Here is a 26227-nt window from a genome sequence, read left to right as displayed (position 1 = left end):
ACAAGACGTGAGACATGCCATGAATACTGTGAACAACGTGCTGATCGTGGGTGGCGGGATTGGCGGGCTGTGCGCTGCCATCGCCCTGCGCCGCAAGGGCATTGCCGTCGATTTGGTCGAGTTGAAGACCGAGTGGACCGTCTACGGGGTCGGCATCATCCAGCAGAGCAACGTGGTGCGCGAGATGCACCGCCTGGGCCTGCTCGAAGCCTACCTTGATGCGGCCTACGCCTTCGAAGACGTGGCCATCTACACCACCGAAGGGCAGCAGCTGGCGCGCATCCCCGGCCAGCGCCTGGCCGGCCCGCAGTACCCGGCCAACGTCGGTATCTCGCGCCGCGCCCTGCACAAGGTGCTGAGCGAAACCGCCATCGAACTCGGCACGCGGGTACGCCTGGGCACCTCGGTGGAAAGCTTCGAGCAGGATGCCAGCGGCGTGGATGTCCTGTTCAGCGACAGCAGCCAAGGCCGCTACGGGCTGGTGGTCGGCGCCGATGGCTTGTTCTCGAAGGTGCGCGGCTTGCTGTTCGGCGACCAGTACCAGCCGCGCTTCACCGGCCAGTCGGTGTGGCGCTACAACTTCCCGCGGGCCGCCGGCATCGACCATCTGGCCAACTACCAGGGGCCATCGGGCAACGCTGGCCTGGTGCCGCTGGCCGATGACCTGATGTACCTGTTCACCACCTCGCATGAGCCCGGCAACCCCTGGATGGAGCCCGCCACCTTGGCGCAGGACTTGCGCCAGCGCCTGGCCGGTTTTGGTGGGCTGATCGGCGAGTTGCGCGAGCTCATCGATGACAGCGCCGAGGTCGTCTACAAGCCGTTGGAGGCGGTGTTCGTCGACGAACCCTGGTACCGCGGCCGCGTGCTGCTGATCGGTGATGCCGCCCATGCCACCACGCCGCACCTGGGGCAGGGCGCCGGCATGGCCATCGAGGATGCCGTGGTCCTGGCCGAGGAACTCACCACCGACGGCAGCCTCGACGTACAGCTGCAGCGCTTCATGGGCCGGCGCTTCGAACGCTGCAAATTCATCAGCGAGATGTCCCTGCTGGCCGGCGAGAAGGAGGTCCAGCGTGACCCGTCCTTCGACCGCATCGGCTTGGTCAAGCAGATGCTGGAGGTTACCGCGCAACCGATCTGATTCCCTGACCGGCGCGCCCTGCCTGCCTGGCGCACCGGCCCCTAAGCCAACACCGACGCACAAGAACAAGAAAGAGGAAACCACGATGTTGACTCGCAAAGGTGCATTCGCACGGCCAGTGCCGGCACTCAAGCCCCTCAGCCTGGCGCTTGTCGCGCTGGCTGCAAGCCAGGCGCAGGCCTTCGAATTCGACACCGGCAACCCCGACCTGCGGGTGCGCTGGGACAATACGCTGAAATACAGCGCCGCCTGGCGCACCCAGGACGCCAGCAGCAAGCTCACCGAAGGGCAGACCGCGCTGAACCTGGACGATGGTGACCGCAACTTCGACAAGGGACTGATCTCCAATCGCCTCGACCTGCTGTCCGAGCTGGACATCACTTATCACAACGTCGGCGCGCGGGTCAGTGGTGCGGCCTGGTACGACGATGTCTACAACCGGGGCACCGACAATAACGACCCCAGCCGCGCCAACAGCTATTCAGTCGGCTATGACGAATTTACCGACGACACCCGCACCCTGCACGGGCGCAAGGGCGAGTTGCTCGACGCCTTCATCTTCGGCAAGACCGAGATCGGCGACATGCCGCTGTCCGGCCGTCTTGGCCAGTACGCCATGCAGTGGGGCGAAAGCCTGTTCTACGGCATGAACGGCATCGCCGGCGGCATGGCGCCGGTGGATGTGGTCAAGGGCCTGTCGGTACCCAACACCCAGTTCAAGGAGCTGATTCGCCCGGTACAGCAGATTTCCGGGCAACTTCAACTGACGCCGGAGGTATCGGTGGGGGCCTACTACCAGTTCGAGTGGGAGGCCAACCGCCTGCCGGCGGCGGGTAGCTATTTTTCCACGGACGACTTTTTCGGCGATGGTGCCGAGCGCATGTTCGTCGGGGCGCCGGTGTTCCCGGGTGGCCAACCCCTGGCGTTCTTCCACGGCCACGACAAGCAAGCCAAGGACTCGGGGCAGGGCGGTGTGCAGTTGCGCTGGCGTACCGAGACGGTCGACTGGGGCCTGTATGCCATCCGCTTCCACGACAAGTCGCCGCAGCTCAACGTGCGCCCGGATTTCGCCAGCCTCGACCCGGTCAGCGGCAAGGCCGGCGAGTTCTACTGGGTGTACCCCGAAGGCATCGAGGCTTTTGGTGCCAGCTTCTCCACCACCCTGGGCAACTTCAACCTGGCCGGCGAATTGTCCACGCGCTGGAACCAGCCGCTGGCCTCTACCAGCCAGCATGCGCTGGCCGTGGGCGAGGCAATCGACAACGACGACAACCCGCTGTACGCCACCGGCCGCACGTTGCACGCCAACTTTTCCTGGCTTGCCAGCCTGGAGCCGAACTTCGTCGCTGCCGAGTCGAGCTTCCTTGGCGAAATCGCCTGGAACCGGGTGATGAGCGTGAGCAAGAACGCTGATGCCATCGACCCTAACGCCGACCGCGACGCCACCAGCCTGCGCCTGGTGTTCGAGCCGATGTACCGGCAGATCCTGCCCGGTCTCGACCTGTCGGTGCCGATCGGTGCGAGCTACACCAACGGCGCCTCGATGGCGCTGGGCACCGGCTTTGGCACCGACCATGGCGGCGACCTGAACATCGGTCTGAAGGGCAACTACCTCAACACCTGGAGCCTGGGCCTGACCTACACGCACTTCTACGGCCCGGAGAACACCTTCCTCGACGCCGACAGCCACTACACCTTCGAACAGTCGCTCAAAGACCGCGACTTCATCGCCTTCACCGTCAGCCGCACCTTCTGACCGAGGACTACCCGATGAAACACAACAAGAAAGTCGTTTCCCTGTTCACTGCCCTGAGCGCCTCACTCCTGTTCGCCCACGGCGCCGTTGCCGCAGTGTCCGCCGAACAGGCAGCCACGCTCAAGACCAGCCTCACCCCGCTCGGTGGCGAGCGCACCGGCAATGCCGAGGGCAGCATTCCGGCCTGGACCGGTGGCTACACCAAGGCCGACCCTGCCTACAAGGAAGGCGGCAAGCGTGGTGACCCGTTCGCCGGCGACAAGCCCCTGCTGACCATCACTGCGCAGAACATGGCGCAGTACGCCGACAAGCTGGCGCCGGGCATCCAGGCGATGCTCAAGAAATACCCAGACAGCTACCGCCTCGATATCTACCCGACCCACCGCAGCGCTGCCGCGCCACAGTCGGTGTACGACGCCACCTTTGCCAACGCCACCAGCGGCAAACTGGTGGACGGACCCGCAGGCCCCATGCCTGAAGGCGCATCCGGCGGCATTCCGTTCCCGATCCCGGCCAACGGCGTGGAAGCCATGTGGAACCACCTGCTGCGTTGGCGCGGTGCGTCCTGGCACGCCAGCTTCAACCAGTACCTGACCACCGCCGACGGCAAGCACGTGCTCACCAACGACTCGCGTGCCGACCTGCAGATGCCTTGGTACCTGCCTGGCGGCAGTGGCGACAAGGGGGTGTTCTGGTCAATCCGCATGACCAACGACGGCCCGCCACTGCGCGCCGGCGAGGCCATCACCGGCCTGGAAAACCTCAACGCCGACAACGCTGCGGTCTGGACCTACCTGCCGGGCCAGCGCCGTGTGCGCCGTCTGCCCAATGCTTGCTGCGACACGCCGACCCCGGCCACCGCAGGCGTCATGAGTTTCGATGAACTGTACGTGTTCAACGGTCGCCTTGACCGCTTCGACTGGAAGCTGGTGGGCAAGAAGGAGATGTACATCCCCTACAACGCCAACAAGGTGTTCACTGCCAGTAACGCCGAGGCGCTGCTCGCTCCGCATCACCTGAACCCCGAATCCATCCGCTGGGAGCTGCACCGTGTATGGGTGGTCGAGGCGACCCTGAAGAAGGGCCAGCGCCACGTGATGCCACGCAGCACCTATTACCTCGACGAGGACACCTGGGCGGCTGTGCTGGGTGAGCGCTACGACGCGCGCGACCAGTTGGCCAAGGTGGTCTGGACCTCGCCGGTGGTGCTGCCCGACCTGCCAGGCGTGGTGACCCTGACCAACGGCTTCTACGACCTGCTCTCCGGTGCCTGGTTCGCCGGGGACCTGTTCGCCGGCAAGAACGAGCAGTACCGCATCGTGCCTCCCTATAAGGACTCGGTATTCACCGCCGACGCCATGGCGGGCGAGGGCGTGCGCTGAGCGGGCGCACTGCGCCCGCGGTACCCACTACAAGAACAAAAGGTTGCGTGCGATGAACAAGATGCTCTACGGCTGGCTGCTGGCAGCCTGTTGCGGGCTGCCGCCGGCCTTCGCCGGCGGTAGTGTGGATGTACTCGCGCAGCCCGCGGTGCAAGGGCCCCAGGCCCTGCATGCGGTGCTGCAGGACGTGGCCCGCGCCGGCGCGCGCCTGGTGTCGGTGGGCGAGCGTGGCGTGGTGCTGCTTTCCGACGACAACGGCGCGACCTGGCGCCAGGCCAAGGCGGTGCCGGTGAGCGTCAGCCTGACCGCCGTGCAGTTCGTCGACGAGCGCAACGGTTGGGCGGTCGGCCACGCTGGCGTGGTGTTGCACAGCGAAGATGGCGGCGAGCACTGGGGCTTGCAACTCGACGGCGAGCGCGCTGCCGCCCTGGAGGTGCAGGCAGCCCAAGCGTCCGCTGACGAAGGCCGCCTCGCGGCGGCGCAACGGCTGCAGGCCGATGGCGCGGACAAGCCGCTGCTCGCGCTGAGCTTCGCCGATGCACGCCACGGCCTGGTCGTGGGCGCCTATGGCCTGGCCATGAGCACGGCCGACGGTGGGCGCAGCTGGCAGTCGGCGATGGGCCTGTTGCCGAATCGGCGCGGGCTGCACCTCTACGCACTGGCCCGCCAGGGCGCCAACCTGTACGTCGCCGGCGAGCAGGGCCTGCTATTGCGCTCGCGCGATGGCGGTGAGCATTTCGACGCGCTGCGAAGCCCGTACGACGGTAGCTACTTCGCTGCCGCCGTGTTGCCGGACGGCCGCCTGCTGGTCGGCGGCCTGCGCGGTTCGCTGTTCGCGTCCGATGACGGTGGCGACAGCCTTCAGGCGCTGGCCAACCCGGTTCCGGCATCGCTCAATGCCATGCGCGTCGCGGGTGGCCAGTTGTTGCTCGCCAACCAGGCGGGGATGCTGCTTCGCAGTGGCCTGGAGCGATTTGCCGCGCAGCCTGTGGCGGTCTCCGATGGCCTGCCACTGACTGCCGCCACCGCCGCCGCCGACGGTGCCATCGTTGCCGTCGGCATGGCCGGCGCGCGCCGCCTGGAATCTTCCTCCCTTCCCACCACGACGGACTGAGCCATGCACGCCATGAATTCACCTGCGCCGTCCAGCGGCCGTCTCGACGACTTCGACAGCACGTCCGGTTCGCTGCTGGAACGTGCCTTGTTCAACCACCGTGCGCTGGTGTTGTTGCTGTGCCTGGCAACGACCCTGCTGCTCGGTTGGCAGGCTTCGCGCCTGACCCTCAACGCCAGTTTCGAGAAGATGATCCCGCGCGATCACCCGTTCATCCACAATTACCTGGAGCACCGCCAGGAACTGGCCGGCCTGGGCAACGCCGTGCGTATCGCGGTAGCCAACCCGCGTGGCAGCATCTACGACAAGGCCTACCTGCATAGTCTGCAGCAGCTCAACGACGCGGTGTACCTGCTGCCGGGGGTCGACCGTGCGACGATGAAGTCGTTGTGGACCCCGTCCACGCGCTGGACCGGGGTGACCGAGGAAGGCCTGGAAGGCGGCCCGGTGATTCCTGATGGCTACGATGGCGCTGCCGCTAGCCTGGAGGCGCTCAAGCGCAACGTCGAGCGTTCCAACGAGATTGGCCAGCTGGTGGCCTTCGATCAGCGCTCGAGCATCCTCTACGTGCCGCTGCTGGAAAACACCCCGGACGGCCGTGCGCTTGACTATTCGGCCTTCGCCCATGAGCTGGAGACGTTGCGCGAACGCTTCCAGGCGCAGGGCGTGGAGATCCACATCAGTGGTTTCGCCAAGGTCGTCGGCGACCTGATCGACGGGTTGCAGCAGATCCTGCTGTTCTTCGCGGCCGCCATCGCCATCACCGCCGGTGTGCTGTACTGGTACACCCGTTGCGTGCGCAGTACCGCGCTGGTGGTGGTGTGCTCGCTGGTGGCGGTGATCTGGCAGCTTGGCCTGCTGCCGTTGCTCGGCTACGAGCTCGACCCCTACTCGGTACTGGTCCCGTTCCTGGTGTTCGCCATTGGCATGAGCCACGGCGCGCAAAAGATGAATGGCATCATGCAGGACATCGGCCGCGGTATGCATCGCCTGGTGGCGGCGCGCTTCACCTTCCGCCGGCTGTTCCTGGCCGGGCTCACCGCCCTGCTGTGCGATGCCGTGGGCTTCGCCGTGCTGATGATCATCCAGATTCAGGTGATCCAGGACCTGGCGGTGATCGCCAGCCTGGGCGTGGCGGTGTTGATCTTCACCAACCTGATCCTGCTGCCGGTGCTGCTCTCCTACGTGGGCGTCAGCGGCCGTGCGGCGCAGCGCAGCCTGCGTGCCGAAGAGGGCGATGCCAGGGGGGCGCGCAAGCAGGCGCTGTGGCGCTTCCTCGACCTGTTCACTCGCCGCCGCTGGGCTGCCGCGTGCATCGCCGTGGCCGCACTGATGGCGGCCGGAGGCTACGCCGTGAGCCTGCACCTGAAAGTCGGTGACCTCGATGCCGGCGCCCCCGAGCTGCGCGCCGATTCGCGCTACAACCGCGACAACGCGTTCATCACCCGGCACTACGGCGCCAGTAGCGATGTCTTCGCAGTGATGGTGCGCACCGCCCCTGGTGGCTGCTCGGCCTACGACACCTTGAAACGCGTGGACGACCTGGACTGGCAGTTGCGTGGCCTGCAGGGCGTGGACTCGACCAACTCGCTGGCGCAGCTCAACCGCCGCGTGCTGGTCGGCCTCTCCGAAGGCAGCCCGAAGTGGTACGACCTGGTCAACAACCAGGCGACCCTGAACATGGTCACCGCGGGCGCCCCTCGCGGGCTGTACAACGACGACTGCAGCCTGCTGACGCTCTACGCCTACCTCACCGATCACAAGGCCGACACCCTGGCGCGGGTAGTGGACAGCGTCCAGGGCTTTGCCAAGGCCAACGACAGCGAGCAGGCCAGCTTCCTCCTGGCTGCCGGTAGCGCTGGTATCGAGGCCGCCACCAACCAGGTGGTGAAACAGGCCAACCGCGACATGCTCTGGTGGGTCTACGGCGCGGTGATCCTGCTCTGCCTGGTGACCTTCCGGTCCTGGCGCGCGGTGCTGTGCGCGGTACTGCCGCTGGTGCTGACCTCGATCCTCTGCGAAGCGTTGATGGTTGCCCTGGGCATCGGCGTGAAGGTGGCGACCTTGCCGGTGATCGCCCTGGGCGTCGGCATCGGCGTGGACTACGCGCTGTACGTGATGAGCATCGTCCTGGCCCAGTTGCGCCAGGGCGCGAGCCTGTCCCAGGCGTACTACCGTGCGCTGCTGTTCACCGGCAAGGTCGTGATGCTCACCGGCATCACCCTGGCCATCGGCGTCGGCACCTGGATCTTCTCGCCGATCAAGTTCCAGGCCGACATGGGCGTGCTGCTGGCCTTCATGTTTGTCTGGAACATGGTCGGCGCGTTGATCCTGTTGCCGGCGCTGGCCTACTTCCTCTTGCCGCAGCGTCAGGTGCGCGCGGATCAGGAACGCCAGCCAGCATTGCCGACGTATGAGCATACGACGAGGCAGCACGAGCACGCGGGTGCAACGGTGGAGCAGGGTGCCCGCTTGCGCCCGCTCAAGGAGATCAGTCATGGCCGCTGAACGTACCGCCGCAAGCCCGCAGGCCGCCTTGTTGCTGTTCGGCAGTTGCCTGCCCGTGCTGGGCGCGGTGCTGATCGCACCGGTGCTGCCACGCATGCATGCGCATTTTGCCCAGACACCGGGCGTTGCTGTGCTGGTGCCGGTGGCGCTGACCCTGCCGGCACTGGTGATCGCCTTGCTGGCACCGCTGGCCGGGGTGCTGGCCGACCGAATGGGACGGCGGGCGCTGCTGCTGGCGAGCATGTTGCTCTACAGCCTGTGCGGCATGTTGCCGTTGTGGCTGGATTCACTGGGCCTGATCGTTGCCAGCCGCGCCGGCATCGGCCTGGCCGAAGCCGGCATCATGACCTGCTGCACCACGCTGATGGGCGATTACTTCGATGGCCAGCGTCGGGCGCGGTTGTTCGCCTTGCAGATGGTGGTCACCTCGTTGTCGGCAGCGTTGTTCATGGGCGTGGGCGGTGCACTGGGTGAGGGCAACTGGCGTACGCCGTTCGCGCTCTACGCGGTGGGCGTGCTGTGTTTGCCGCTGATGGCCGCGCTGCTGTGGGAGCCGCGCGCCTGCCACAGCGCAGTCGAAGCGACGGCGCAGTCGCGTTTCCCATGGGCCGCCCTGGCGCCGTTGTACCTGCTGACCGCGCTGGCCGGTGTCAGCCTGTTCATCGTCCCGGTACAGGCCGGCTATGTGCTGCAACTGCTGCAGGTCGATGCGCCCCGGCAGGTCGGCCTGGCCATGGGCGCCAACCAGCTCGGCGTGCTGGCCGGTGCCCTGGCCTTCCGCTTGCTGGCGCGCTTGCCGGTCGCTCGTCTGCTGGCCTTGGGCTTTGCCACGGCGGGGTTTGGTGGCGGTCTGCTGGCGCTGGCGAGCGGCTATGCGCCGGTGGTGCTGGCGGTGCTGGTCAATGGCCTGGGGGTGGGGCTGTTGTTGCCGACCCTGATCACGTGGGTGATGCAGCAGGTCGGCTTCGACCAGCGAGGCCGCGCCACGGGCGGATTCACCGCGGCGATTTTCGCGGGTGAATTCATCAGCCCCTTGCTGGTGCTGGCACTGATGGCCGGTATGGCTATGCAGCTGCCGCATGCGCTGCTGGTGATTGCCCTCGGTCAGCTGGCGCTGGCGCCAGCGTGCCTGGCGTTGATGCGTCGCCAGCGTGCGGTGGTAGGGATAGGTGCACCATGAGCGAATGGTGGTCCCTGGCGGGCAAGACCGCCCTCATCACTGGCGCCAGCCGTGGCATCGGCCTGGCCATTGCCCGCGAGTACGGGCGCGCGGGGGCGCGTATCGCCATCAGCAGCGAATCTGCCGAGGCTTGCACGCAGGCCGTGGCACAGCTGGCGCAAGAGGGCATCGAGGCCATCGCCCTGGTGGCTGACCTGCGCGAAGCCCAAGCGGTACAGGATTTGGCCGATCACTGCCTGGCGCACTTCGGAGGGCTCGACGCGCTGGTGTGCAACGCAGGCGTCGCGCCGCACCTTGGGCCGTTGTCCACGGCCAGCGACGCCGATTGGGAGCTGACCTTCAGCGTCAACCTGCGCAGCGCCGTATGGCTGACCACTGCATTGCTGCCGGCCATGGCCGAGGGCGGTGGTGGCAGCGTGGTGCTGATGGCCAGCATCGCCGGTGTGCGCGGCAACAAGGGGCTGGGCCTGTATGGGTTGTCGAAGGCCGGTCTGGCACAACTGGCGCGCAACCTGGCGGTGGAGTGGGGGCCGGCGAACATTCGTGTCAATGCCATCAGCCCCGGCGTCATCCAGACCGAGTTTGCCCGGCCATTGACCGATAACCCGGATGTCTTGCAACGGCGCCTGGCGCTGACGCCGTTGCGCCGGGTCGGGCGCCCCGAAGAGGTGGCGGCCTTGGCACTGCTGCTGGCTGCTCCCGGCGGCGCATTCATCAGTGGACAGAATCTTATTGTCGACGGTGGCACGACCATCGGCGACGGCAATTGAAAGGAGACACCATGCAATCGCTTCCTGCATTCAAACGTGTGGTCACCGGCCACGATGCCGCGGGGCAGGCGGTCGTCGCCAGTTGTGGCCCGACGCCGAACAACTTCCCGCTCAAGGCGGTGCCGGGCACCTTGTTCTACGAAGTCTGGAACAGTGTCGGCAGCCCGGCGCAGCTGGATAACGGCGACGATCCGACCGCGCAGCCCCTGCAACTGAGCCCTGGCCCGCTGGGCAGCGTGATCCGTGTGGTGGACATTCCACCGGACAGCGTGCAGAACCAGGTCAGTGCCGAAGAAGCGGCGGCAGCCTTCGCCGAAATCGGCGAAGCCAGTGCCGGCACCGGCAAGTCGGACTCCAGGCACAAGCTGATGCACCGCACCCAGACTCTGGACTACGGCATCGTCACCGAGGGCGAGGTCTGGCTGGTGCTGGACGATGGCGAAGTCCACCTCAAACGTGGCGACATCGTGGTCCAGCGCGGTACCAACCACGCCTGGAGTAACCGCAGCGAACAGATGGCGCGGATGGCCTTCATCCTGCTCGACGGGCGCTATGCCGATGACCTGAAGGAGCTGCTGCCATGAAGCTCGCATCGCTCAACGACGGCAGCCGCGATGGCCGCCTGCTGGTGGTGGCGCGTGACCTTGAGCGCGCGGTCGACGCCAGCGACATCGCCGCAAGCCTGAAGGTTGCCCTGGAGAACTGGCCCCAGGTCGAAGCCCGCTTGCAGGCGCTGTACCAGCAACTCAACGATAACGTGGCCGCAGACGCTTTTGATCTCGACCCGGCGCAGCTGGCCGCGCCCTTGCCACGGGCCAGCCAATGGCTGGACGGCTCATGCTTCCTCAGCCATGGCGAGCTGATGCAGAAGGCCTTCAACCTCGACCCGATCGAAGGCGTCGAGCACATCCCGCTGATCTACCAGGGCGCCAGCGACGACTTCCTCGGGCCGTGCGCGGACATCCCTTTGCCGAGCGAGGCCCACGGCATCGATTTCGAGGGGGAGTTCGCCGTGCTGTTGGACGACGTGCCCATGGGCTGCCCGGCGGAGCAGGCGTTGCAGCATGTGCGCCTGGTTCTGCAGCTCAACGACGTCAGCCTGCGGGCCCTGGCCCCGCGGGAAATGAGGACCGGTTTCGGCTTTCTCCAGGCCAAGCCAGCCAGCAGTTTCGCACCGGTGGCGGTCACCCCGGATGAACTCGGCGAGGCCTGGCGCGACGGCCGGGTGCACCTTGCGCTGCAGGTGCAGTGGAATGGCGAGTGGTTTGGCCATCCCTATGGGGGCGCCATGCACTTCGGCTTTCATCAGCTGATTGCCCACGCGGCGCTGACCCGGCGCTTGAGCGCCGGCACGCTGGTGGGCTCCGGTACCGTTTCCAACGCCGATCGCAGCGTGGGCTCGGCGTGTATCGCCGAGCGCCGTGCCATCGAAACCCTTGCATCCGGTGCGCCGCGCACAGATTTCATGCGCTTTGGCGACCGGGTGCGGATGGAGGCACGCGGGCCGGGGGGCGAGGTGCTGTTCGGCGCCATCGACCAGCGCGTGGTCCAGGGAGGCTGGCCATGCGTGTGATGGTCACCGGTGCCAATGGCTTCGTCGGTCGGCTATTGGTGCGGCGCTTGCTGGAGACCGGCGAGGTACGCGGGCGGCGGATCGAAGCGTTGCTGGTGCTGGACCAGGCACTGGACGGCCTGCCCGAGGATGCACGCTTGCGTCGTCACCACGGCAGCATCACCGACGCGGCTTTGCTGCGCCGGGCGCTGGCCGATGGCGTGGATGTGGTCTTCCACCTGGTCAGCGTACCGGGCGGTGCTGCCGAGGCCCAGTACGAGCTGGGTTACCAGGTGAACCTGCAAGCCAGCCTCGAGCTACTCAACCAGTTGCGCAACCCCAATCGCCCACCGGTACTGGTGTATGCCAGCAGCGTCGCGGTGTACGGCGGTGAGTTGCCGGCTCGCATGGACGAAGGCCAGCCGGCGTCACCGCAACTGTCTTATGCCGCACACAAGCGCATGGTGGAAATCGCCGTGCAGGACCTCGCCCGCCGTGGCGAAGTCGACAGTCGCGCCTTGCGCCTGCCTGGCATCGTCGCCCGGCCGCGCGAGCCGAACGGTTTGCGCTCGGCGTTCATGAGCGACCTGCTGCAGGCCTATGCGGCAGGGGAGGCCTACACCTGTCCGGTCTCTCCCGAGGCGTGTGCCTGGTGGATGTCTGCGCGCTGCTGCGTGGACAACCTGCTGCGCGCCGCAGAGCTGGACGACCTTGGCAGCCAGCGCATCTGGCAACTGCCGGTGCTACACCTTTCCATCGCCCAGGTGCTGGCCGGCCTGGCGGACAGTTTTGGCGCGGACAATCTCGCGCGTATCGCCTTCGACCCGGACCCGCAGCTCGAAGCCCTGTTCGGCCGTTATCCACCATTGCGCAGCCCCCAGGCTCGCGAACTGGGCTTCTGTCATGACGGTTCGGTGGCAGGGCTGCTACGCAATGCCCTTGACCTGCCATCCCGTCGCAACCGCTGCGCCGCCAGCCGCAAAGGAGTCTTCTCATGGCCTTGAACACACGTCGCCTGCTGGACCTGTCTGTAACCCTGGATAACAACCCCTACACAGATCCGCCGCCCCTGCTGCCGAAGATCGACTACATGGACCACCAGCAGGGTTGGCCGGAGATGGCCGCCATGTTTCCCGGGCTGCGCAAGGAAGACCTGCCGGGTGATGAGTCGTGGGCTGCGGAGCGCCTGCAGATCACTACCCACAGCGGTACCCACATGGATGCGCCCTGGCACTACGCATCGACCACCGACGGCGGCAAGCCGGCCTTCGGCATCGATGAACTGCCGCTGGAGTGGTGCTTGCAGCCGGGGGTGAAGCTGGACTTTCGGGGGTTGCCGGATGGTCACGTGGTCACGGCGGCGCAGGTCGAGGCCGAGCTTGAACGTATCGGTCACGAATTGCAGCCGTTGGACATCGTGCTGGTGAATACCCGGGCGGGTAGCCTGTTCGGCCAGCCTGGCTACCTTGAGGCCGGAGTGGGCATGGGGCGCGAGGCGACGCTGTACTTGCTGGAGCGGGGGGTGAGGGTGGTTGGCACCGATGCCTGGAGCTGGGACGCCCCGTTCAAGTACACCCGCGAACGCTTCAATGAAACCGGTGATGCCTCGCTTATCTGGGAGGGGCACAAGGCCGGGCGCGATATCGGGTACGGACAGATGGAGAAGCTGGCCAATCTGGAGCAGTTGCCGGCCTATGGGTTTCTGGTCAGTTGCTTCCCGTACAAGATCCGTCATGCTTCTGCAGGTTTTGTCCGGGCCGTGGCGATTCTGGAGTAACGGCTCCTGCGCGCCTGCGGAAAACTGCTTTCTCTGACCGCTATGGGTCGAAAAAAGTCGGTCGTGAATGACCGCTATCGACCCATAGCTGCCCTTCGAGGTGAGCCGTTCCCAGCTGGTGCAATGGCCCAGTGCTCAATCTCCTGCGACTTATCATGATCTCAGACGCTTTGTGCTGTCTGACTTCAGATTCCATTCAGATTCGACCCTGATAATTCTCTCCGTCGAGCCCAATCGGGGGAGTTCCATGAACGAATCTCAATGGAGCAACCTGCTCCCGCTTCCTATAGGCAGCCATGCCGACCATCACGCGCGGCTGTCGCTTCATCTGGCAGGCGACTCTACACGCGAGGGTCTGGAGCACTTCATCCACCAGTGCTTTGCTACCGTGCACCAAGCGGATGTGCAGCATTACCTGCCAGAGCTGCTGGCATTGCATGACAGCCACGGACGGCTGATCGCAGCGGCCGGCATGCGACCAGCCCGCGCCGGTCCTCTCTTTCTCGAGCGGTATCTGGACGCGCCTTTGGAGGCCGCCGTTTCGCAGGTCGCTGGCGTTGCCTTGGACCGTTCATGCATGGTCGAAGTGGGCAACTTGGCTTCACTCAGCGCTGGCAGCGCCCGCATCATGATCATTGCCGTGACCTGGTTGTTGGCCTTGCGAGGCCTGGAGTGGGTGGCATTCACTGGCGCAGCGACACTGATCAACAGCTTTCAACGGCTGGGACTGATGCCTACCGTTTTGGCTGCGGCCGATCCTGAGCGTTTGCAGGGGCAGTCGAATCAGTGGGGGACGTACTACGACCAACGGCCTCAAGTGTTCGCCGGCAACATCGGCTATGGATTCGATGCCTTAACCCGGACGGGGGTATTCCAGCGCCTTGGATTCCCCAATCTGGCCCAGGAGGCCGGCCATGCCGCATGAACTGCACCTCTTTCAGGCGTTGTTGCTCCAGCATGCCCAGCAAAAACCTGATGCTGTAGCTGTTCAGGGCCCGGTTCAGCGTTTCACCTACCTGCAATTGCTTGACGAGGTCGAATGCCGTGCAGCCCGCTTGTTGAGCCAACCACCGGGCACGTTGGCCATGGTGCTGGATAACGGACCTGAATTGCTCTTCTGGGACCTGGCGGCTCTTTTTGCCGAGCGCGCTTGTGTGATCGTACCGCCGTTCTTCAGTGCGGCTCAGCTCCAACACTGCCTGCAGCAGAGTGGTGCCACGAGCGTGCTGTGCGAGACGCAGTGGACCGCCCAACTCCTTGAGCAAGGGTTTACCCAACAGCCGGCAGAAGACATCCTGGCGCGTGATGGTGTTGTCGCGCCTGAAATGCCGACGGGCACCGCAAAGATCACCTATACCTCCGGCAGTACCGGGAGGCCCAAGGGCGTATGCCTGGGCGCCGAAGCCATGCTGCGTGTTGCGCGGGAACTGGAGGCTGCAAGCCGACCCACCGAGCCGCAGCGATACTTGGCGGTACTGCCTCTGGGTGTATTGCTGGAGAACCTCGGTGTATATGCTGCGCTCATGGCAGGCGCCTGCGTCCAGCTCTACCCGCAGCAGCAGTTGGGCATGGGCGGCGCAAGCCAGGTGGATTTCAAGCGCTTGCTCGCTGCGATTGCCCTGAGCGGTGCACAGAGCCTAATCCTGGTGCCGCAACTGCTGATGGGGCTGGTCACCGCCATCGAGCGCGGGCTCATGGGCGTCGGCCCACTGCGCTTCGTGGCAGTGGGCGGCGCCCGGGTATCAGCCAACCTGTTGGCTCGGGCCGATGCGGTCGGCTTGCCGGTGTTCGAAGGCTACGGCTTGTCCGAATGTGCCTCAGTGGTAGCGCTGAACCGACCGGGGGCCGTTCGCCCTGGCAGCGTCGGTAAGCCCTTGCCCCATGTTCAGGTGCGCATTGCTGAGGATGGTGAGGTACTGGTGGCTGGCTCGACCTTGCTGGGTTACCTGGAAGAGGCGCCGGTCACCGGCGAGTGGTGGGCGACGGGCGACCTCGGTCACCTCGACGAAGAGGGCTACCTTTACCTCGACGGACGCAAGAAACACCAGTTCATCACCAGCTTCGGGCGCAACGTCAACCCCGAATGGGTCGAAGCCGAGCTCACTCAGAGCGGCGTCATCGCCCAGGCCTTCGTGCATGGCGAAGCCTTGCCGCACAACCTGGCACTGCTGTGGCCGCTGGATCCCACCGCCAGCGACGAGGCTATCGAGCTGGCCGTGCAGCTCTGCAACGCGCAACTGCCCGATTACGCCCAGGTGCATACATGGCGCCGTTTGCCGGCCCCGTTGAGCCCCATTGATGAAACCCTGACTGCCAACGGCCGCCCACGACGCGAGGCGATCTTGCAGCGTTACCACGCCCTGTTATCCGACATCTCGTTGTGAGGTTCACCATGTCTTTTTTCGATACTTTGCAAACACACACTGCCCAGGAACGTCAGGCTTTATTCGCAGTGCCGGTAATCCGGGATGCGTTGGCCAGCCAGGTCAGTCTGGAGAGCTACGTCGCCTTCTTGACGCAGGCCTACCACCATGTCCGCCATACGGTGCCACTGATGATGGCCTGTGGCGCGCGTTTGCCGTCGCGCCTGGAATGGCTACGCGGTGCGGTGTGCGAATACATCCAAGAGGAGTACGGCCACGAACAGTGGATCCTCAACGACATCAAGGCTTGCGGCGGCGACTGGGAGGCCGTGCGTGATGGTCGGCCAGCGCTGCCAATCGAGCTGATGGTCGCCTACCTCTACGACCTGATTGCACGCGGCAACCCTGTCGGGCTGTTCGGCATGGTCAATGTGCTCGAAGGCACCAGCATAGCCTTGGCCACACAGGCGGCGGGCACCATCCAGAGTACGCTGGGCTTGCCTGGCCAGGCGTTCAGCTACCTGAGTTCCCATGGTGCGCTCGACCAGGACCACATGGTGACCTACAAACAGTTAATGGACCGCCTCGATGATGAGGGCGACCAGCAGGCTGTCATCAACGCGGCAAAGGTCGTCTACCGCTTGTACACCGAGATGTTCCAGGGCTTGCCGCGCGTCGGGAAGCACGAGGTGCATCATGCGCTTGCCTGAATCCGTGGTGATCCTCACCGGCGCCAGTGGGGGTATTGGCTTGGAGCTGGCCGAGCAGCTGTGCGCAGCCGGTGCCCAGGTGCTGGCGGTCAGCCGGCACATGGGCAAGCTGGCTGGCCTGATGAATCGGTACCCGGACCGTTTGCGCTGGCAAGAAGCTGACCTACGCAGCCAGGTAGGGCGTGAACAAATCGTCGACCGAGCCCGCAAGATGGGCAATGTCAACGTTCTGATCAACGCTGCCGGGGTGAACCGCTTCGCCTTGCTCGATCAATTAGACGAGCACGAGCTCGATGAGCTGCTGGACATCAATCTGAATGCACCACTGCAGCTGACACGTGGCTGCCTGCCATTGCTGCGTGCTCAGCCCAAGGCCTTGGTGGTCAATGTCGGGTCAACCTATGGCTCGATTGGCTATCCCGGCTATGCCACCTACTGCGCCAGCAAATTCGCCCTGCGTGGCTTTTCGGAAGCACTGCGGCGCGAGCTGGCCGATACCACGGTGAATGTGCTCTATGCAGCACCTCGTGCGACCCGCACGGCGATGAACAGCAGTGCTGCCACAGCGCTCAATCAGGCGTTGAAAGTCGGCATGGACGACCCGGCGGATGTCGCCCGTGCAGTGCTTGAGGCCGTGCAGTCTGAACGCAGCGAGCTTTACCTAGGCTGGCCGGAAAAGCTCTTCGTGCGCATTAACGGCATGTTGCCGGGAGTAGTCGACCGCGCATTACGCAAGCAATTGCCTGTCATTCGCCGATACATTGGTAGCCACTCCAAGGAGTCGATGAAATGAAGCGACTGTTCATTGCCAGCTTGCTGGCATTCGCACCTTCCACCTGGGCACTGGATCAGACAGGCACACAGCACCTGAGTGACCTGCAGCAGCGCTGGGCACAGATCCAGTACCAGTTACCCAAGGACAAACGTGCTGACGCCCTCGAAAAGCTAGCGGGTGACGCGGCGGCCTTCGTTCATCAGTACCCCGGTACACCAGAGCCATTGATCTGGGAGGGCATCATCAACAGCAGCTGGGCGGGGGCTACCGGTGGCCTTGGAGCACTAGGCAAGGTAAAGGCGGCGAAGGCTAGCCTGGAGCAGGCCATGAAACTGGACCCCAACGCTTTGCAGGGCTCGGCCTATACCAGCCTGGGCACGCTGTACGATCAAGTGCCCGGCTGGCCGATTGGCTTCGGCGATGCCGAGATGGCCGACAAGATGCTGCGCAAAGCCCTGCAGATCAACCCCAGCGGTATCGACAGCAACTATTTCTGGGCTGATCATCTGTATCGACAAAAGCGCTATCCGGAGGCTACCGCAGCCCTGCAGAAAGCCTTGCAAGCACCACCCCGGCCGGGGCGTGAGCTGGCTGATCAGGGCCGTCGCGCGGATATCGATGCTTTACTCAAGGCGATCAAGGATAAACAGGACTGAACATGCGGCTATTGCTGGTTGAGGATGACATCGCACTGGGAGAAGGGATCTGCGACGGTTTGCGCCAGGAGGGCTACACCCTTGACTGGTTGCGTGACGGTGTCAGCGCCTTGCATGCGTTGCAGCACGAGACCTTCGACCTGGTGATCCTGGACCTAGGATTGCCCCGCATGGATGGCATTGAGCTCCTGCGGCGGGTACGCGCCGGCGGCGATAGCCTGCCGGTGCTGATTCTCACCGCACGGGATGCCCTCGATGATCGCATCACCGGCCTGGATGCCGGCGCCGACGATTACCTGGTCAAACCGTTCGACCTCAACGAGCTGAAGGCACGCTTGCGCGCGTTGCTCAGGCGCAGCGCCGGACGCGCCAAGGTCATGATCGAGCATGCCGGAGTCAGCCTCGACCCCGCTACCCAGCAAGTTCATTACAACGGCGTTGAAGTTGTGCTGACCCCTAAGGAGTACAGGCTGCTGCACGAGTTGCTGGCCCAGCCAGGCAAGGTATTCACCCGCGAACGCCTGACCCAGTTGCTGTATGGCTGGGATGAGGAGCCGGAGAGCAATACGCTGGAGGTGAACATCTACCACCTTCGCAAGAAGCTGTTCAACGGGCTGATCCGTACGGTGCGCGGCATTGGCTATCTGGTCGAGGCCAAGGCATGAGCTCGCTGCGCCAACGCACCCTGTGGCGGGTGATGCTGTTGCTGCTGCTGGGGACCGGCCTGCTGGCGCTCTATAACTATCACGACAGCCGCCATGAAATTAACGAGGTGTACGACGCGCACCTGGCCCAGAACGCTCGCTTGCTGCAGGGCGTCATGAGCCTGCCGGTGCAAAGTGGGTCGCGTGAAGCCATGTACCAGGCATTCAACGAGGCATTGGCCCAGGCGGGTCACCATCGGGTAGGCCACCCCTACGAGAGCAAGCTGGCATTCCAGGTCTGGCAGGACGGCGCCGGCCTGCTGGTGCACACACCCAGTGCACCGACCATTGACCCTCCACCGACGGTCCCCGGTTTCTACGACTTTTCCAGTGGTGGCGAGCAATGGCGCGGTTTCGTGCTGCCGGTGCCGGAACGACACTGGGTGATCTGGGTGGGCGAGCGTGACGATGTGCGCTACGACTTGATCGACCGTATCGTTCGCCACACCCTGCTCCCGTTCCTGCTTGGCAGCCTGGTATTGGCACTGCTGGTTTGGGCCGCTATCGGCTGGGGACTGCGGCCTTTGCAGAACATGGCCAACGTCATCCGTGGGCGTCACGCCGATTCGCTGGAGCCGCTGCAATTGGTGCCGCTGCCCTCGGAGCTGGAGCCCATGCAGGCCGCCATCAACCGCTTGTTGGCGCAGATCGAGGACCTGCTGCGGCGTGAGCATCGGTTCATTGCCGATGCCGCCCACGAAATGCGCACCCCCCTGGCCGTTCTCCGCCTGCATGCGCAGAACGCGCTGGAGGCCAGCAACGAGGCAGAGCGGCACAAAGCGCTGGACTATTTGATGGGCGGGGTCGACCGGCTCACCCGGGTTGTCAACCAGTTGCTGACGCTGGCCCGTGTCGAGCCAAGGCTGGGGCAGCGAGTCAGCACTCAGGTCGACCTGGCCGAAGTGGTCACCGAGACCTTGGCTGACCTGACCCCGTGGATACTGGGCCGCGGCCTGGAGCCCTCGTTAGATATTGGTGAAGGCGACCCTCACCTGGCGATCGATGCTGGCGCCCTGGGCATCGCGCTGCAGAACCTGGTGTCCAACGCGGTGGAGCACTCACCGCGCGCTGGCCGCATCGCAGTGTCACTCAGACGCCTGGACGATCACTTCGAGCTGACCGTCGAGGACGAGGGGCCGGGTATCGATGAGGCGAGTCTGTCGCGCGTATTCGAGCGCTTCTATAGCCGTAACAGTCCCAATGGTGCAGGCCTTGGGCTTTCCATCGTGGCGACCATTGTTGACCGGATGGGCGGGCAGGTGCTTTTGCGTAATCGAGCAAGCGGCGGGCTAGCCGCCACCTTGCTGTTTCCAGTGGGTTGAATCCCCCAGCAGAGTCGCTGCCAACGATACAGCTGGCATCTGACGCTGGTCACTTCAGACTTCCTTAAGCGTGGGCAGGATGGGAGGACGTGGGCTCAGCCGACCAACCAGGCGTACCCCTACCAACGCTGATACGGCGATACCCATCAGCGCAATGCTGAGCACCGCACTGGGGCATCACGCTGCCTTCGCCTGTTCCTGTCGATCCTGCGTTGGCCAGAACACTGAAGGACTGGTATGAGCGGGTAGGTAACGCTGGTTACGCACTGATTGGTTTTCATGCTTGTGCAGGCCTGGCACACCACGACTTGAAGACGCATGCTGCCACGGTGATACGGGCTACCTCACAGCAGACAGGTCAGGCGCTGGCTCTAGAAAGGGATGCTGCTGTTCATCAGTGACAGCTATGGGTCGATAGCGGTGCTCCTCAACCTCTAAATATCGAGCGGCCTGTGGCAGCATGTCCCCTCAATAGCTGACAAGGAGCGTCAAGATGCCCCCCCCCGGAAGACTCACCCCCGACCAACACGAAGCCTTCATGACACGCTATGCCCCAACCTTCGCGCTGGGCACCTTGCTGTGCATGGTGGCAGCGGGGAGCGGCATTGGGTTGTGGGACAGCAGCTACCTGCACAACCTGCCGGACAGGGGCGCTTACCTCCTTACTGGGGCGCTGACGCTGCTTATGCTGTTTTGCGCCGGCCAGTTCGCGATGATCCGCGGCTTTCGTTGGGGGCTCTGGTTGGTCTCGCCGTGCCTCGTAGGGCCTGCTCTCACGGCGATCAGCGTGTTCGGCACGCGCCATGCCGGCCCGTTGCAATACGTGATCCTCACGCTGTCCTTGCTGGGGCTGCTGGTGGTGAACAGCAAGCGACACCGCGCCATGCGCCAGCGCCTGGTGGAGTTGCGCCTGCAGCGTGCCGGCGTACTGCCGCCCAGCCGTGTCGACGACTACCCAGACGGCCCGCCGCCTAAAAAGCCCTGGTTCAGTATCGCGGTACTGGTATTGGGTGTGGTCGTCCTCATAGGCAAGGTTTACCTATTGGTTGCGCGCTAAGCGGGCAAGTCCAAGGCGCTAAGGCATAACCATATACCCTTTAATTCTTTGTCTCCTGGGACCATGTGTTTTCAACTAGCGCCTTTTTGAGCGAGCGCTGTCCGTGGAGCACTGTGAAGTAGTCGTCATCGGTCTGGGCGCCATGGGCGCCGCTACCACGTATCAGTTGGCCAAGGCAGGCGTCGATGTGGTGGGCATCGACCGCTACCACCCGCCGCATACCTTCGGTTCCAGCCACGGTGATACGCGAATTACCCGGCTGTCCGTGGGGGAAGGGGCACAGTACGTGCCTATCGTCAGGCGGGCTCAGCAAATCTGGCGCGAACTGGAAGCAGAGAGCGGCGAATCTTTGTTCGAACAATCCGGCTTGCTTGCGCTGACCTCCAGCCCCGACTTCGACCCCGCCGATAAAACCGACTTCACCTTGCGCACCATCGGGTTGGCCCAGACCTACGGGATCGACCACGAAGTCCTCGACGCAGAACAAATCCGCCAGCGCTTCCCACAATTCGCCCACGTGCGCGATGACGCAATCGGCTACTTCGAGCCGGGTGGCGGTTTCGTGCGCCCCGAGCGTTGCATCGAGGTGCAGTTGCGTTTGGCGGTGCAGCACGGCGCCACCTTGCACACGGGCGAATTGGTTACCCAGATCAGCTCGGATGAAGAGGGCGTCACGGTCACCACCGACCTGCGCACGGTGAAGGCCCGCAAGCTGGTGTTCAGCGCCGGTAACTGGGCCGGCGGGTTGTTGGGTGAGCCTTTCGACCGGTTGCTGAGTGTCTACCGGCAGAGGCTGTTCTGGTTTGAGCTTGAAGACGGCGCGGCCCTAGAGGGCGCGTCGCCCACGTTCATCTTCACCCATGGGCGCGGGGACGACAAAATCAACTACGGCTTCCCCGCGCAACCTGGCGAGGGCAGCCTGAAAATCGCCACGGCCCAGTACCACACGGCCTCGCAGCCTGACCTGCTGGACCGCACTGTTTCTGCCGCGGAAGGAAGGGAGATGTACCAGCAGCAAGTGCAAGGCCGGATTGCCAGGGTCACCGACAAGGTCCTCAAGTCGGCCGTTTGCGCCTACACCGTCACCCCAGACCGGCATTTCATCATCGACCAACACCCCACGCTCAACCACACCCTGGTGGTGTCAGCCTGTTCTGGCCACGGTTTCAAACACTCGGCGGCCCTGGGCGAGGCCTTCGCGCAGTGGTGCACACGCGGCACTACCGACCTTGATCTGTCCTCTTTCACCCTTGAACGATTCGAAGGAAAAACCCTGTGAAGCGCATTGCATTTTCCCTTGCCCTGCTGGCTGCCTCCGTTGGTGCTGCGCATGCCGAAACGCTCAAGATTGCCGTGGTGCCTGTGCCTCACGCCGAAATTCTGGCGTTCCTCAAACCTGAGCTGGCCAAGCAGGGGGTGGAGCTTGAGGTGAAGGTGTTCACCGACTATATCCAGCCGGACCGCCAGGTGGATGAGGGGCGGCTGGATGCCAACTACTTTCAGAGCAAGCCGTATTACGAGGCCTACAAGAAAGACCGCCCGAGCAGCGACCAGGTACCGGTTGTAGCCGTTCACATCGAGCCGTTCGGTGCCTACTCGAGCACGGTCAAATCGGTCGCCGAGCTGAAGGACGGCGCCACCGTCGCCATTCCCAACGACCCCACCAACTCCGGGCGCGCCCTGCTGCTGATCGCCAAGCAGGGCCTGATCACGCTGAAAGACCCCAGCAACATCATGGCAACCGCCGCCGACATCACCAGCAACCCCAAGCACCTGAAGTTCAAGGAGCTTGAAGCGGCCATGCTGCCGCGCGTGCTGGGCCAGGTGGACATGGCGCTGATCAACGCCAACTACGCGCTGGAAGCCAAGCTGGTGCCGCACAAGGATGCGTTGTTCATCGAAAGCTCCGAGTCGCCGTACGCCAACTACCTGTACGTGCGCAGGGACAAAGCCAACGACCCGGCCGTGCAGAAGCTTGGGGCGTTGTTGAACTCGCCGCAGGTCAAGCAGTTCATTCTTGAGCGTTATCACGGCGATGTGGTGCCGGCGTTCTGACCCCTTGAACTGACATCGCACATCAAGCCGTCACGGGCCAGGCCCGTGACGGCTCGCGGATTTCAGATCGGTATCCCGCTCAGCTTCTGTCCAGAAGCGGGTCTCGCTCGGCAACGTTCCTTTGAACCCCTTCCCATCGGCTTATGACCAGCGGCGCGATGGCGTTCCCGAGAACATTGAGCGTGGTGGTGCCGCTTTCAATGACCCGGAAGATCCCTGCCACCAGTGCAACAGCCTCGAGTGGCAGCCCGGCCGATGCCAATGTCGCCGAGAGGATGATGATCGCAAAGCCAGGGACACCCGCAGCGCCTTTTGAGGTCAGCACCATGGTCACGACCAGTAGAATTTGCTGAGAAAGGCTGAGGTCTATTCCATAAAGCTGCGCAATGAATATTGTCGCGACACCCAGGAATATAGACGCGCCGTCAAGGTTGAACGCGTACCCCACGGGTACGACAAAACTGACAATACGTCGTGGAACACCATAGTCCTCAAGTTTTACCATCAGTTGGGGCATTACGGCAGCGGACGCTGCACTGGAACACGCCAGAATCAGTTCGTCCTTGAAGTAACGAACAAGCGTGAACAGGTGCTCGCCGATCAAATAACAGATCCCGCCGAGTATGACAAAAGCGAACAGAAAGAGTGCCAGGTAAACAACACCGATCAACTTGAGCAGGGGGAGAAGCGCGGCGAAACCAAAGGTGGCGACTGTAGCGCCGATCATCCCGAACACCCCGATCGGTGCGTAAGCCATGACATAGCTGACCAGTTTGAACATTGCGTCAGCAGTGCCCTGCAGTGTTGCGACAACCGGGGCGCTTTTCTCGCGGGGCAGGGCATTCAAGGCCATGCCAAACAACACGGCGAAGAACAGAATTGAGAGCAGCTTGCCTTCAGATAATGAGAGAACGATATTATCCGGTACGATATTTTGCAGAATGATCAGGGCGCCTTTGGAGGGCTCAGGTTTCATGACCGCATCGGCATGCGCCATACCTGCGATCACGGTGCCCGATCCGGGCTCCAGCAGGTTACCAAGGACAAGCCCCACAATGATCGCCAGCGTCGTGATAGCGAAGAAGTAAGCAAGGGATTTGGCCCCCATGCGACCAAATGACTTGTTGTCCCCGCCCCCCGCGATGCCCAGCACCATGCAGCAGAAGACAATAGGGACGACAATCATCTTCATCATCTTGATGAAGATGTCACCCAAGGGCTTCAGCACTTCACTGCTTACCCATTGCTGATGCTCTGGATGGGTATTCAGGTACCCGCCTACAAGGATGCCAAGGAACAAGCCGGCAATGATCTGCCAGACCAGTGGGATTCTTTTCATGACTCTAGCCTTTTTTATAGAAGGTGTGCTGCACGGACGGCAGTAGCTAGATGCGTGAGCGAGGGGCTCACGCGGGCGCACGTTGTGTAATCACTATGACTTGGCGAATATCTGTGCCATGTCTTTGAACGCTTTGAATTCCAGTGCATTGCCGCACGGGTCAAATAGGAACATCGTGGCTTGCTCACCCACCTGTCCCTTGAAGCGTATGTACGGTTCGATGACAAACTGGGTGCCCAGGGCCGTAAGCCGCTCGGCAAGTGCCTCCCATTGGTCCCACTGCAGAATCACGCCAAAGTGTGGAGCAGGGACGTTGTGCCCATCCACCGGGTTGCTCAAAGCGTTTTCCTGATACGCCATCTTGGGATGTTCGTGAATCACCAGTTGGTGACCGTAGAAGTTGAAATCAACCCACTGAGCAGCAGAGCGCCCCTCTTCGAGATTGAATACCTCGCCATAGAATTTACGGGCGGCCGGGATATCGTAAACGGGAATCGCAAGGTGGAAAGGGGACAGGTTCATCAGGCGCTCCTGGAGGGCTATTGATGGTTCGACTGGGCGAGATGCCGTTGCAACATCTCGTATGTTTCGTTCTGGGAGAGAGTTTAGAAGTGGCCAATCAATAAAAAAATCAATATATTTTGGTCAAAAACACAAAGGGAATTTGTCAATGATTCGCGAGCTCAAGACGCTGGTTGCGGTGGCCCGAGAGGGCACATTCGCTGCGGCGGGGGTGAGGATCAACCTCACACAGGCTGCGGTGAGTGCCCAGATGCAAAGGCTTGAAGGGGAGCTTGGCTTCGAGATATTCGAGCGCAAAGGCAGGAACGCGCAGTTGAACCGGCGGGGCCAGCAAATTCTGATCCAGGCGCAGGAAGTGATCAGGCTATACAACAGCCTGGGTTCCAATGCACTGGGTAGCGTGCCATCGGTACAGGTAGATATCGGCGCGATTGCGTCCATACAACGGTCACTGCTGCCGCAAGCATTGGCTCAATTCCATGGCACGCGGGCTGAATGCCGCACGCGGATCATTCCAGGGGTATCACTGCAGTTGCTCAGTGCGGTAGATGCACGGGAAATCGACTGTGCGATAATCATCCGCCCACCGTTCGAATTGCAAAGTGACCTGCATTGGACAACGCTGGCAAGCGAACCCTACCGCTTGATTGTTCCCGCAGGCCTGCCAGAGGGTGACTGGCGCGACATACTCTCGACCCAACCTTTCATTCGTTACGAACGCTCTTCGTTCGGTGGCCGGCAGGTCGATCGCTTCCTGCGCCAAGCTCACTTCACTACCAGGGACGTGTGCGAGCTGGACGAGCTGGATGCAATCACCGAGCTGGTCGCGAAGGGCGTTGGGGTGGCATTGGTACCGCAAACCATCACGCGGGATGCCTGGCCAGCGTCGGTTCGAGCCTATGACCTTGGCGCGAGCACGTTTCATCGCGACATTGGCCTGGTTTACCCCGCCAATGTCGCGTTGAGCGAGCAGGTCACCCTGCTGATCGACCTGATCGTCCAGGCGGCAGCTCAATCAGCAGGCCAGGTAGGCCTACCCGGTATCACGTGACAGCGGGGGCCCGGAAACGGCGCAGATCAGGGCGCGATGTGGGTGTGGTAGACCTTGCTGACCACCGTCCACTGACCCTCGACTTTCAACAAGTTGAAAAAGTCGGTGAAGCAGAAACCTGAGATGTCGTTGGTATCGATACGCGCACTGGCGGCAGTGCCGACGATATCGATATTGACGATGACGCCCTGGGCCTCTGGCGAGGGGCGGAAAGGTGGGTTGTCGATGATGTCGAACAGGCCCTGGATCGGCCCGCCAACCAGCTTGGCGTTGGCATCGACGCCAAAAATGGTGGCCTGCTCACTGAACGCCGGTTTCATAAGGCTGCTCTTGGCCTGCTTGCCGCCTTCGTTGTACTGATTCAGTACTTCGACGATGGCGTTGTATTCCTGCACATAAGTGGGTTTGTTCATGGTGTTGTTCCTGTGGTGAATAAAGCTATGACGAGTCTTGCCGGGTAGGGGGACGATCGGGTCGTTTACGGTGGTGT

General features: G+C 63.2%; 25 protein-coding genes. 22 read left to right on the top strand and 3 right to left on the bottom strand.

Annotated features, from left to right (window positions below):
- Nucleotides 1-19 precede the first annotated feature (19 nt).
- The 21 genes from APH27_RS04740 (at nt 20) to APH27_RS04640 (ending at nt 22825) form a co-directional block, all read left to right on the top strand.
- On the top strand, nt 20-1144 hold the full coding sequence (locus tag APH27_RS04740; RefSeq protein WP_027916887.1) for an FAD-dependent oxidoreductase: 1125 nt from the start codon (nt 20-22) through the stop codon (nt 1142-1144).
- 85 nt (nt 1145-1229) lie between these two features.
- Entirely contained in the window at nt 1230-2900 is a 1671-nt protein-coding gene (locus APH27_RS04735; protein WP_027916886.1) for a DUF1302 domain-containing protein, read from the top strand.
- Nucleotides 2901-2914: 14 nt separating this feature from the next.
- Nucleotides 2915-4282: a DUF1329 domain-containing protein gene (locus APH27_RS04730; protein ID WP_060484131.1), complete on the top strand. Its 1368-nt coding sequence runs from the start codon at nt 2915-2917 to the stop codon at nt 4280-4282.
- Nucleotides 4283-4334: 52 nt separating this feature from the next.
- Entirely contained in the window at nt 4335-5396 is a 1062-nt protein-coding gene (locus APH27_RS04725; RefSeq protein ID WP_060484130.1) for a YCF48-related protein, read from the top strand.
- Between the two features lie 3 nt (nt 5397-5399).
- A complete protein-coding gene (locus APH27_RS04720; RefSeq protein WP_060484129.1) occupies nt 5400-7904 on the top strand; it encodes an RND family transporter in 2505 nt (834 codons plus the stop codon).
- Nucleotides 7894-9084: an MFS transporter gene (locus APH27_RS04715; RefSeq protein ID WP_060484128.1), complete on the top strand. Its 1191-nt coding sequence runs from the start codon at nt 7894-7896 to the stop codon at nt 9082-9084. The genes APH27_RS04720 and APH27_RS04715 overlap by 11 nt, the downstream gene beginning before the upstream one ends.
- Nucleotides 9081-9854 (top strand): SDR family NAD(P)-dependent oxidoreductase, encoded by a 774-nt coding sequence (locus APH27_RS04710; RefSeq protein ID WP_060484127.1) that lies wholly within the window; start codon nt 9081-9083, stop codon nt 9852-9854. Before APH27_RS04715 ends, APH27_RS04710 begins: the two co-directional genes overlap by 4 nt.
- An 11-nt stretch (nt 9855-9865) precedes the next feature.
- Nucleotides 9866-10438, top strand: a complete 573-nt coding sequence (locus tag APH27_RS04705; protein ID WP_060484126.1) for a cupin domain-containing protein — start codon at nt 9866-9868, stop codon at nt 10436-10438.
- The gene (locus APH27_RS04700; RefSeq protein WP_027916879.1) at nt 10435-11427 is read left to right on the top strand and encodes a fumarylacetoacetate hydrolase family protein; all 993 of its coding nucleotides are present in this window, start codon (nt 10435-10437) and stop codon (nt 11425-11427) included. Before APH27_RS04705 ends, APH27_RS04700 begins: the two co-directional genes overlap by 4 nt.
- Nucleotides 11418-12410: an NAD-dependent epimerase/dehydratase family protein gene (locus APH27_RS04695; protein ID WP_027916878.1), complete on the top strand. Its 993-nt coding sequence runs from the start codon at nt 11418-11420 to the stop codon at nt 12408-12410. The genes APH27_RS04700 and APH27_RS04695 overlap by 10 nt, the downstream gene beginning before the upstream one ends.
- On the top strand, nt 12401-13183 hold the full coding sequence (locus tag APH27_RS04690) for a cyclase family protein (protein WP_027916877.1): 783 nt from the start codon (nt 12401-12403) through the stop codon (nt 13181-13183). Before APH27_RS04695 ends, APH27_RS04690 begins: the two co-directional genes overlap by 10 nt.
- Nucleotides 13184-13430: 247 nt before the next feature.
- A complete protein-coding gene (locus tag APH27_RS04685) occupies nt 13431-14108 on the top strand; it encodes a thermostable hemolysin (RefSeq protein WP_060484125.1) in 678 nt (225 codons plus the stop codon).
- On the top strand, nt 14098-15567 hold the full coding sequence (locus tag APH27_RS04680) for an AMP-binding protein (protein WP_060484124.1): 1470 nt from the start codon (nt 14098-14100) through the stop codon (nt 15565-15567). The genes APH27_RS04685 and APH27_RS04680 overlap by 11 nt, the downstream gene beginning before the upstream one ends.
- Before the next feature lie 8 nt (nt 15568-15575).
- The gene (locus tag APH27_RS04675; RefSeq protein WP_027916874.1) at nt 15576-16256 is read left to right on the top strand and encodes a TenA family transcriptional regulator; all 681 of its coding nucleotides are present in this window, start codon (nt 15576-15578) and stop codon (nt 16254-16256) included.
- Nucleotides 16243-17049 (top strand): SDR family oxidoreductase, encoded by an 807-nt coding sequence (locus APH27_RS04670; protein WP_060484123.1) that lies wholly within the window; start codon nt 16243-16245, stop codon nt 17047-17049. Before APH27_RS04675 ends, APH27_RS04670 begins: the two co-directional genes overlap by 14 nt.
- The gene (locus APH27_RS04665) at nt 17046-17687 is read left to right on the top strand and encodes a hypothetical protein (protein WP_027916872.1); all 642 of its coding nucleotides are present in this window, start codon (nt 17046-17048) and stop codon (nt 17685-17687) included. Before APH27_RS04670 ends, APH27_RS04665 begins: the two co-directional genes overlap by 4 nt.
- A 2-nt stretch (nt 17688-17689) precedes the next feature.
- A complete protein-coding gene (locus APH27_RS04660) occupies nt 17690-18352 on the top strand; it encodes a response regulator (RefSeq protein WP_027916871.1) in 663 nt (220 codons plus the stop codon).
- Nucleotides 18349-19713, top strand: a complete 1365-nt coding sequence (locus APH27_RS04655; protein ID WP_060484122.1) for an ATP-binding protein — start codon at nt 18349-18351, stop codon at nt 19711-19713. The genes APH27_RS04660 and APH27_RS04655 overlap by 4 nt, the downstream gene beginning before the upstream one ends.
- Nucleotides 19714-20251: 538 nt before the next feature.
- The gene (locus APH27_RS04650) at nt 20252-20770 is read left to right on the top strand and encodes a hypothetical protein (RefSeq protein WP_050437156.1); all 519 of its coding nucleotides are present in this window, start codon (nt 20252-20254) and stop codon (nt 20768-20770) included.
- A gap of 103 nt (nt 20771-20873) precedes the next feature.
- Nucleotides 20874-22049, top strand: coding sequence for an N-methyl-L-tryptophan oxidase (solA, locus tag APH27_RS04645; RefSeq protein ID WP_082434992.1), 1176 nt, complete (start codon nt 20874-20876; stop codon nt 22047-22049).
- Nucleotides 22046-22825: a MetQ/NlpA family ABC transporter substrate-binding protein gene (locus APH27_RS04640; RefSeq protein ID WP_060484120.1), complete on the top strand. Its 780-nt coding sequence runs from the start codon at nt 22046-22048 to the stop codon at nt 22823-22825. The genes solA and APH27_RS04640 overlap by 4 nt, the downstream gene beginning before the upstream one ends.
- Nucleotides 22826-22904: 79 nt before the next feature.
- Here the strand turns inward: APH27_RS04640 and APH27_RS04635 are convergent, their stop codons facing one another.
- Nucleotides 22905-24164, bottom strand: coding sequence for a cation:dicarboxylate symporter family transporter (locus APH27_RS04635; protein ID WP_027916867.1), 1260 nt, complete (start codon nt 24162-24164; stop codon nt 22905-22907).
- A 93-nt stretch (nt 24165-24257) separates the two neighbouring features.
- Nucleotides 24258-24686: a VOC family protein gene (locus APH27_RS04630; protein WP_027916866.1), complete on the bottom strand. Its 429-nt coding sequence runs from the start codon at nt 24684-24686 to the stop codon at nt 24258-24260.
- A gap of 148 nt (nt 24687-24834) precedes the next feature.
- Between APH27_RS04630 and APH27_RS04625 the strand changes: the two genes are divergently transcribed.
- Nucleotides 24835-25737 carry a LysR family transcriptional regulator gene (locus APH27_RS04625; RefSeq protein ID WP_027916865.1) on the top strand — a complete coding sequence of 301 codons (903 nt, stop codon included), beginning with the start codon at nt 24835-24837 and terminating at the stop codon, nt 25735-25737.
- Between the two features lie 26 nt (nt 25738-25763).
- Here APH27_RS04625 and APH27_RS04620 read toward each other — a convergent pair whose 3' ends face one another.
- On the bottom strand, nt 25764-26150 hold the full coding sequence (locus APH27_RS04620; protein ID WP_027916864.1) for a nuclear transport factor 2 family protein: 387 nt from the start codon (nt 26148-26150) through the stop codon (nt 25764-25766).
- Between the last annotated feature and the right edge of the window lie 77 nt (nt 26151-26227).

It is taken from the genome of Pseudomonas sp. NBRC 111123 (assembly GCF_001320205.1).
GTDB classification, from domain to species: Bacteria; Pseudomonadota; Gammaproteobacteria; order Pseudomonadales; family Pseudomonadaceae; genus Aquipseudomonas; species Aquipseudomonas putida_J.
Note: the sequence above shows the minus strand (reverse complement) of the source record. Positions and strands in the feature narration are given on the sequence as shown.

Excerpts from the sequence above, each read along its gene's own strand:
- APH27_RS04735 (WP_027916886.1), top strand. The coding sequence starts at position 1,230 with ATGTTGACTCGCAAAGGTGCATTCGCACGGCCAGTGCCGGCACTCAAG.
- APH27_RS04710 (WP_060484127.1), top strand. The coding sequence starts at position 9,081 with ATGAGCGAATGGTGGTCCCTGGCGGGCAAGACCGCCCTCATCACTGGC.
- APH27_RS04740 (WP_027916887.1), top strand. The coding sequence starts at position 20 with ATGAATACTGTGAACAACGTGCTGATCGTGGGTGGCGGGATTGGCGGG.
- APH27_RS04690 (WP_027916877.1), top strand. The coding sequence starts at position 12,401 with ATGGCCTTGAACACACGTCGCCTGCTGGACCTGTCTGTAACCCTGGAT.
- APH27_RS04650 (WP_050437156.1), top strand. The coding sequence starts at position 20,252 with ATGACACGCTATGCCCCAACCTTCGCGCTGGGCACCTTGCTGTGCATG.
- APH27_RS04720 (WP_060484129.1), top strand. The coding sequence starts at position 5,400 with ATGCACGCCATGAATTCACCTGCGCCGTCCAGCGGCCGTCTCGACGAC.
- APH27_RS04655 (WP_060484122.1), top strand. The coding sequence starts at position 18,349 with ATGAGCTCGCTGCGCCAACGCACCCTGTGGCGGGTGATGCTGTTGCTG.
- APH27_RS04670 (WP_060484123.1), top strand. The coding sequence starts at position 16,243 with ATGCGCTTGCCTGAATCCGTGGTGATCCTCACCGGCGCCAGTGGGGGT.
- APH27_RS04660 (WP_027916871.1), top strand. The coding sequence starts at position 17,690 with ATGCGGCTATTGCTGGTTGAGGATGACATCGCACTGGGAGAAGGGATC.
- APH27_RS04630 (WP_027916866.1), bottom strand. The coding sequence starts at position 24,686 with ATGAACCTGTCCCCTTTCCACCTTGCGATTCCCGTTTACGATATCCCG.
- APH27_RS04700 (WP_027916879.1), top strand. The coding sequence starts at position 10,435 with ATGAAGCTCGCATCGCTCAACGACGGCAGCCGCGATGGCCGCCTGCTG.
- APH27_RS04715 (WP_060484128.1), top strand. The coding sequence starts at position 7,894 with ATGGCCGCTGAACGTACCGCCGCAAGCCCGCAGGCCGCCTTGTTGCTG.
- APH27_RS04680 (WP_060484124.1), top strand. The coding sequence starts at position 14,098 with ATGCCGCATGAACTGCACCTCTTTCAGGCGTTGTTGCTCCAGCATGCC.
- APH27_RS04695 (WP_027916878.1), top strand. The coding sequence starts at position 11,418 with ATGCGTGTGATGGTCACCGGTGCCAATGGCTTCGTCGGTCGGCTATTG.
- APH27_RS04730 (WP_060484131.1), top strand. The coding sequence starts at position 2,915 with ATGAAACACAACAAGAAAGTCGTTTCCCTGTTCACTGCCCTGAGCGCC.
- APH27_RS04685 (WP_060484125.1), top strand. The coding sequence starts at position 13,431 with ATGAACGAATCTCAATGGAGCAACCTGCTCCCGCTTCCTATAGGCAGC.
- APH27_RS04620 (WP_027916864.1), bottom strand. The coding sequence starts at position 26,150 with ATGAACAAACCCACTTATGTGCAGGAATACAACGCCATCGTCGAAGTA.
- APH27_RS04635 (WP_027916867.1), bottom strand. The coding sequence starts at position 24,164 with ATGAAAAGAATCCCACTGGTCTGGCAGATCATTGCCGGCTTGTTCCTT.
- APH27_RS04675 (WP_027916874.1), top strand. The coding sequence starts at position 15,576 with ATGTCTTTTTTCGATACTTTGCAAACACACACTGCCCAGGAACGTCAG.
- APH27_RS04665 (WP_027916872.1), top strand. The coding sequence starts at position 17,046 with ATGAAGCGACTGTTCATTGCCAGCTTGCTGGCATTCGCACCTTCCACC.
- APH27_RS04725 (WP_060484130.1), top strand. The coding sequence starts at position 4,335 with ATGAACAAGATGCTCTACGGCTGGCTGCTGGCAGCCTGTTGCGGGCTG.
- APH27_RS04705 (WP_060484126.1), top strand. The coding sequence starts at position 9,866 with ATGCAATCGCTTCCTGCATTCAAACGTGTGGTCACCGGCCACGATGCC.
- APH27_RS04625 (WP_027916865.1), top strand. The coding sequence starts at position 24,835 with ATGATTCGCGAGCTCAAGACGCTGGTTGCGGTGGCCCGAGAGGGCACA.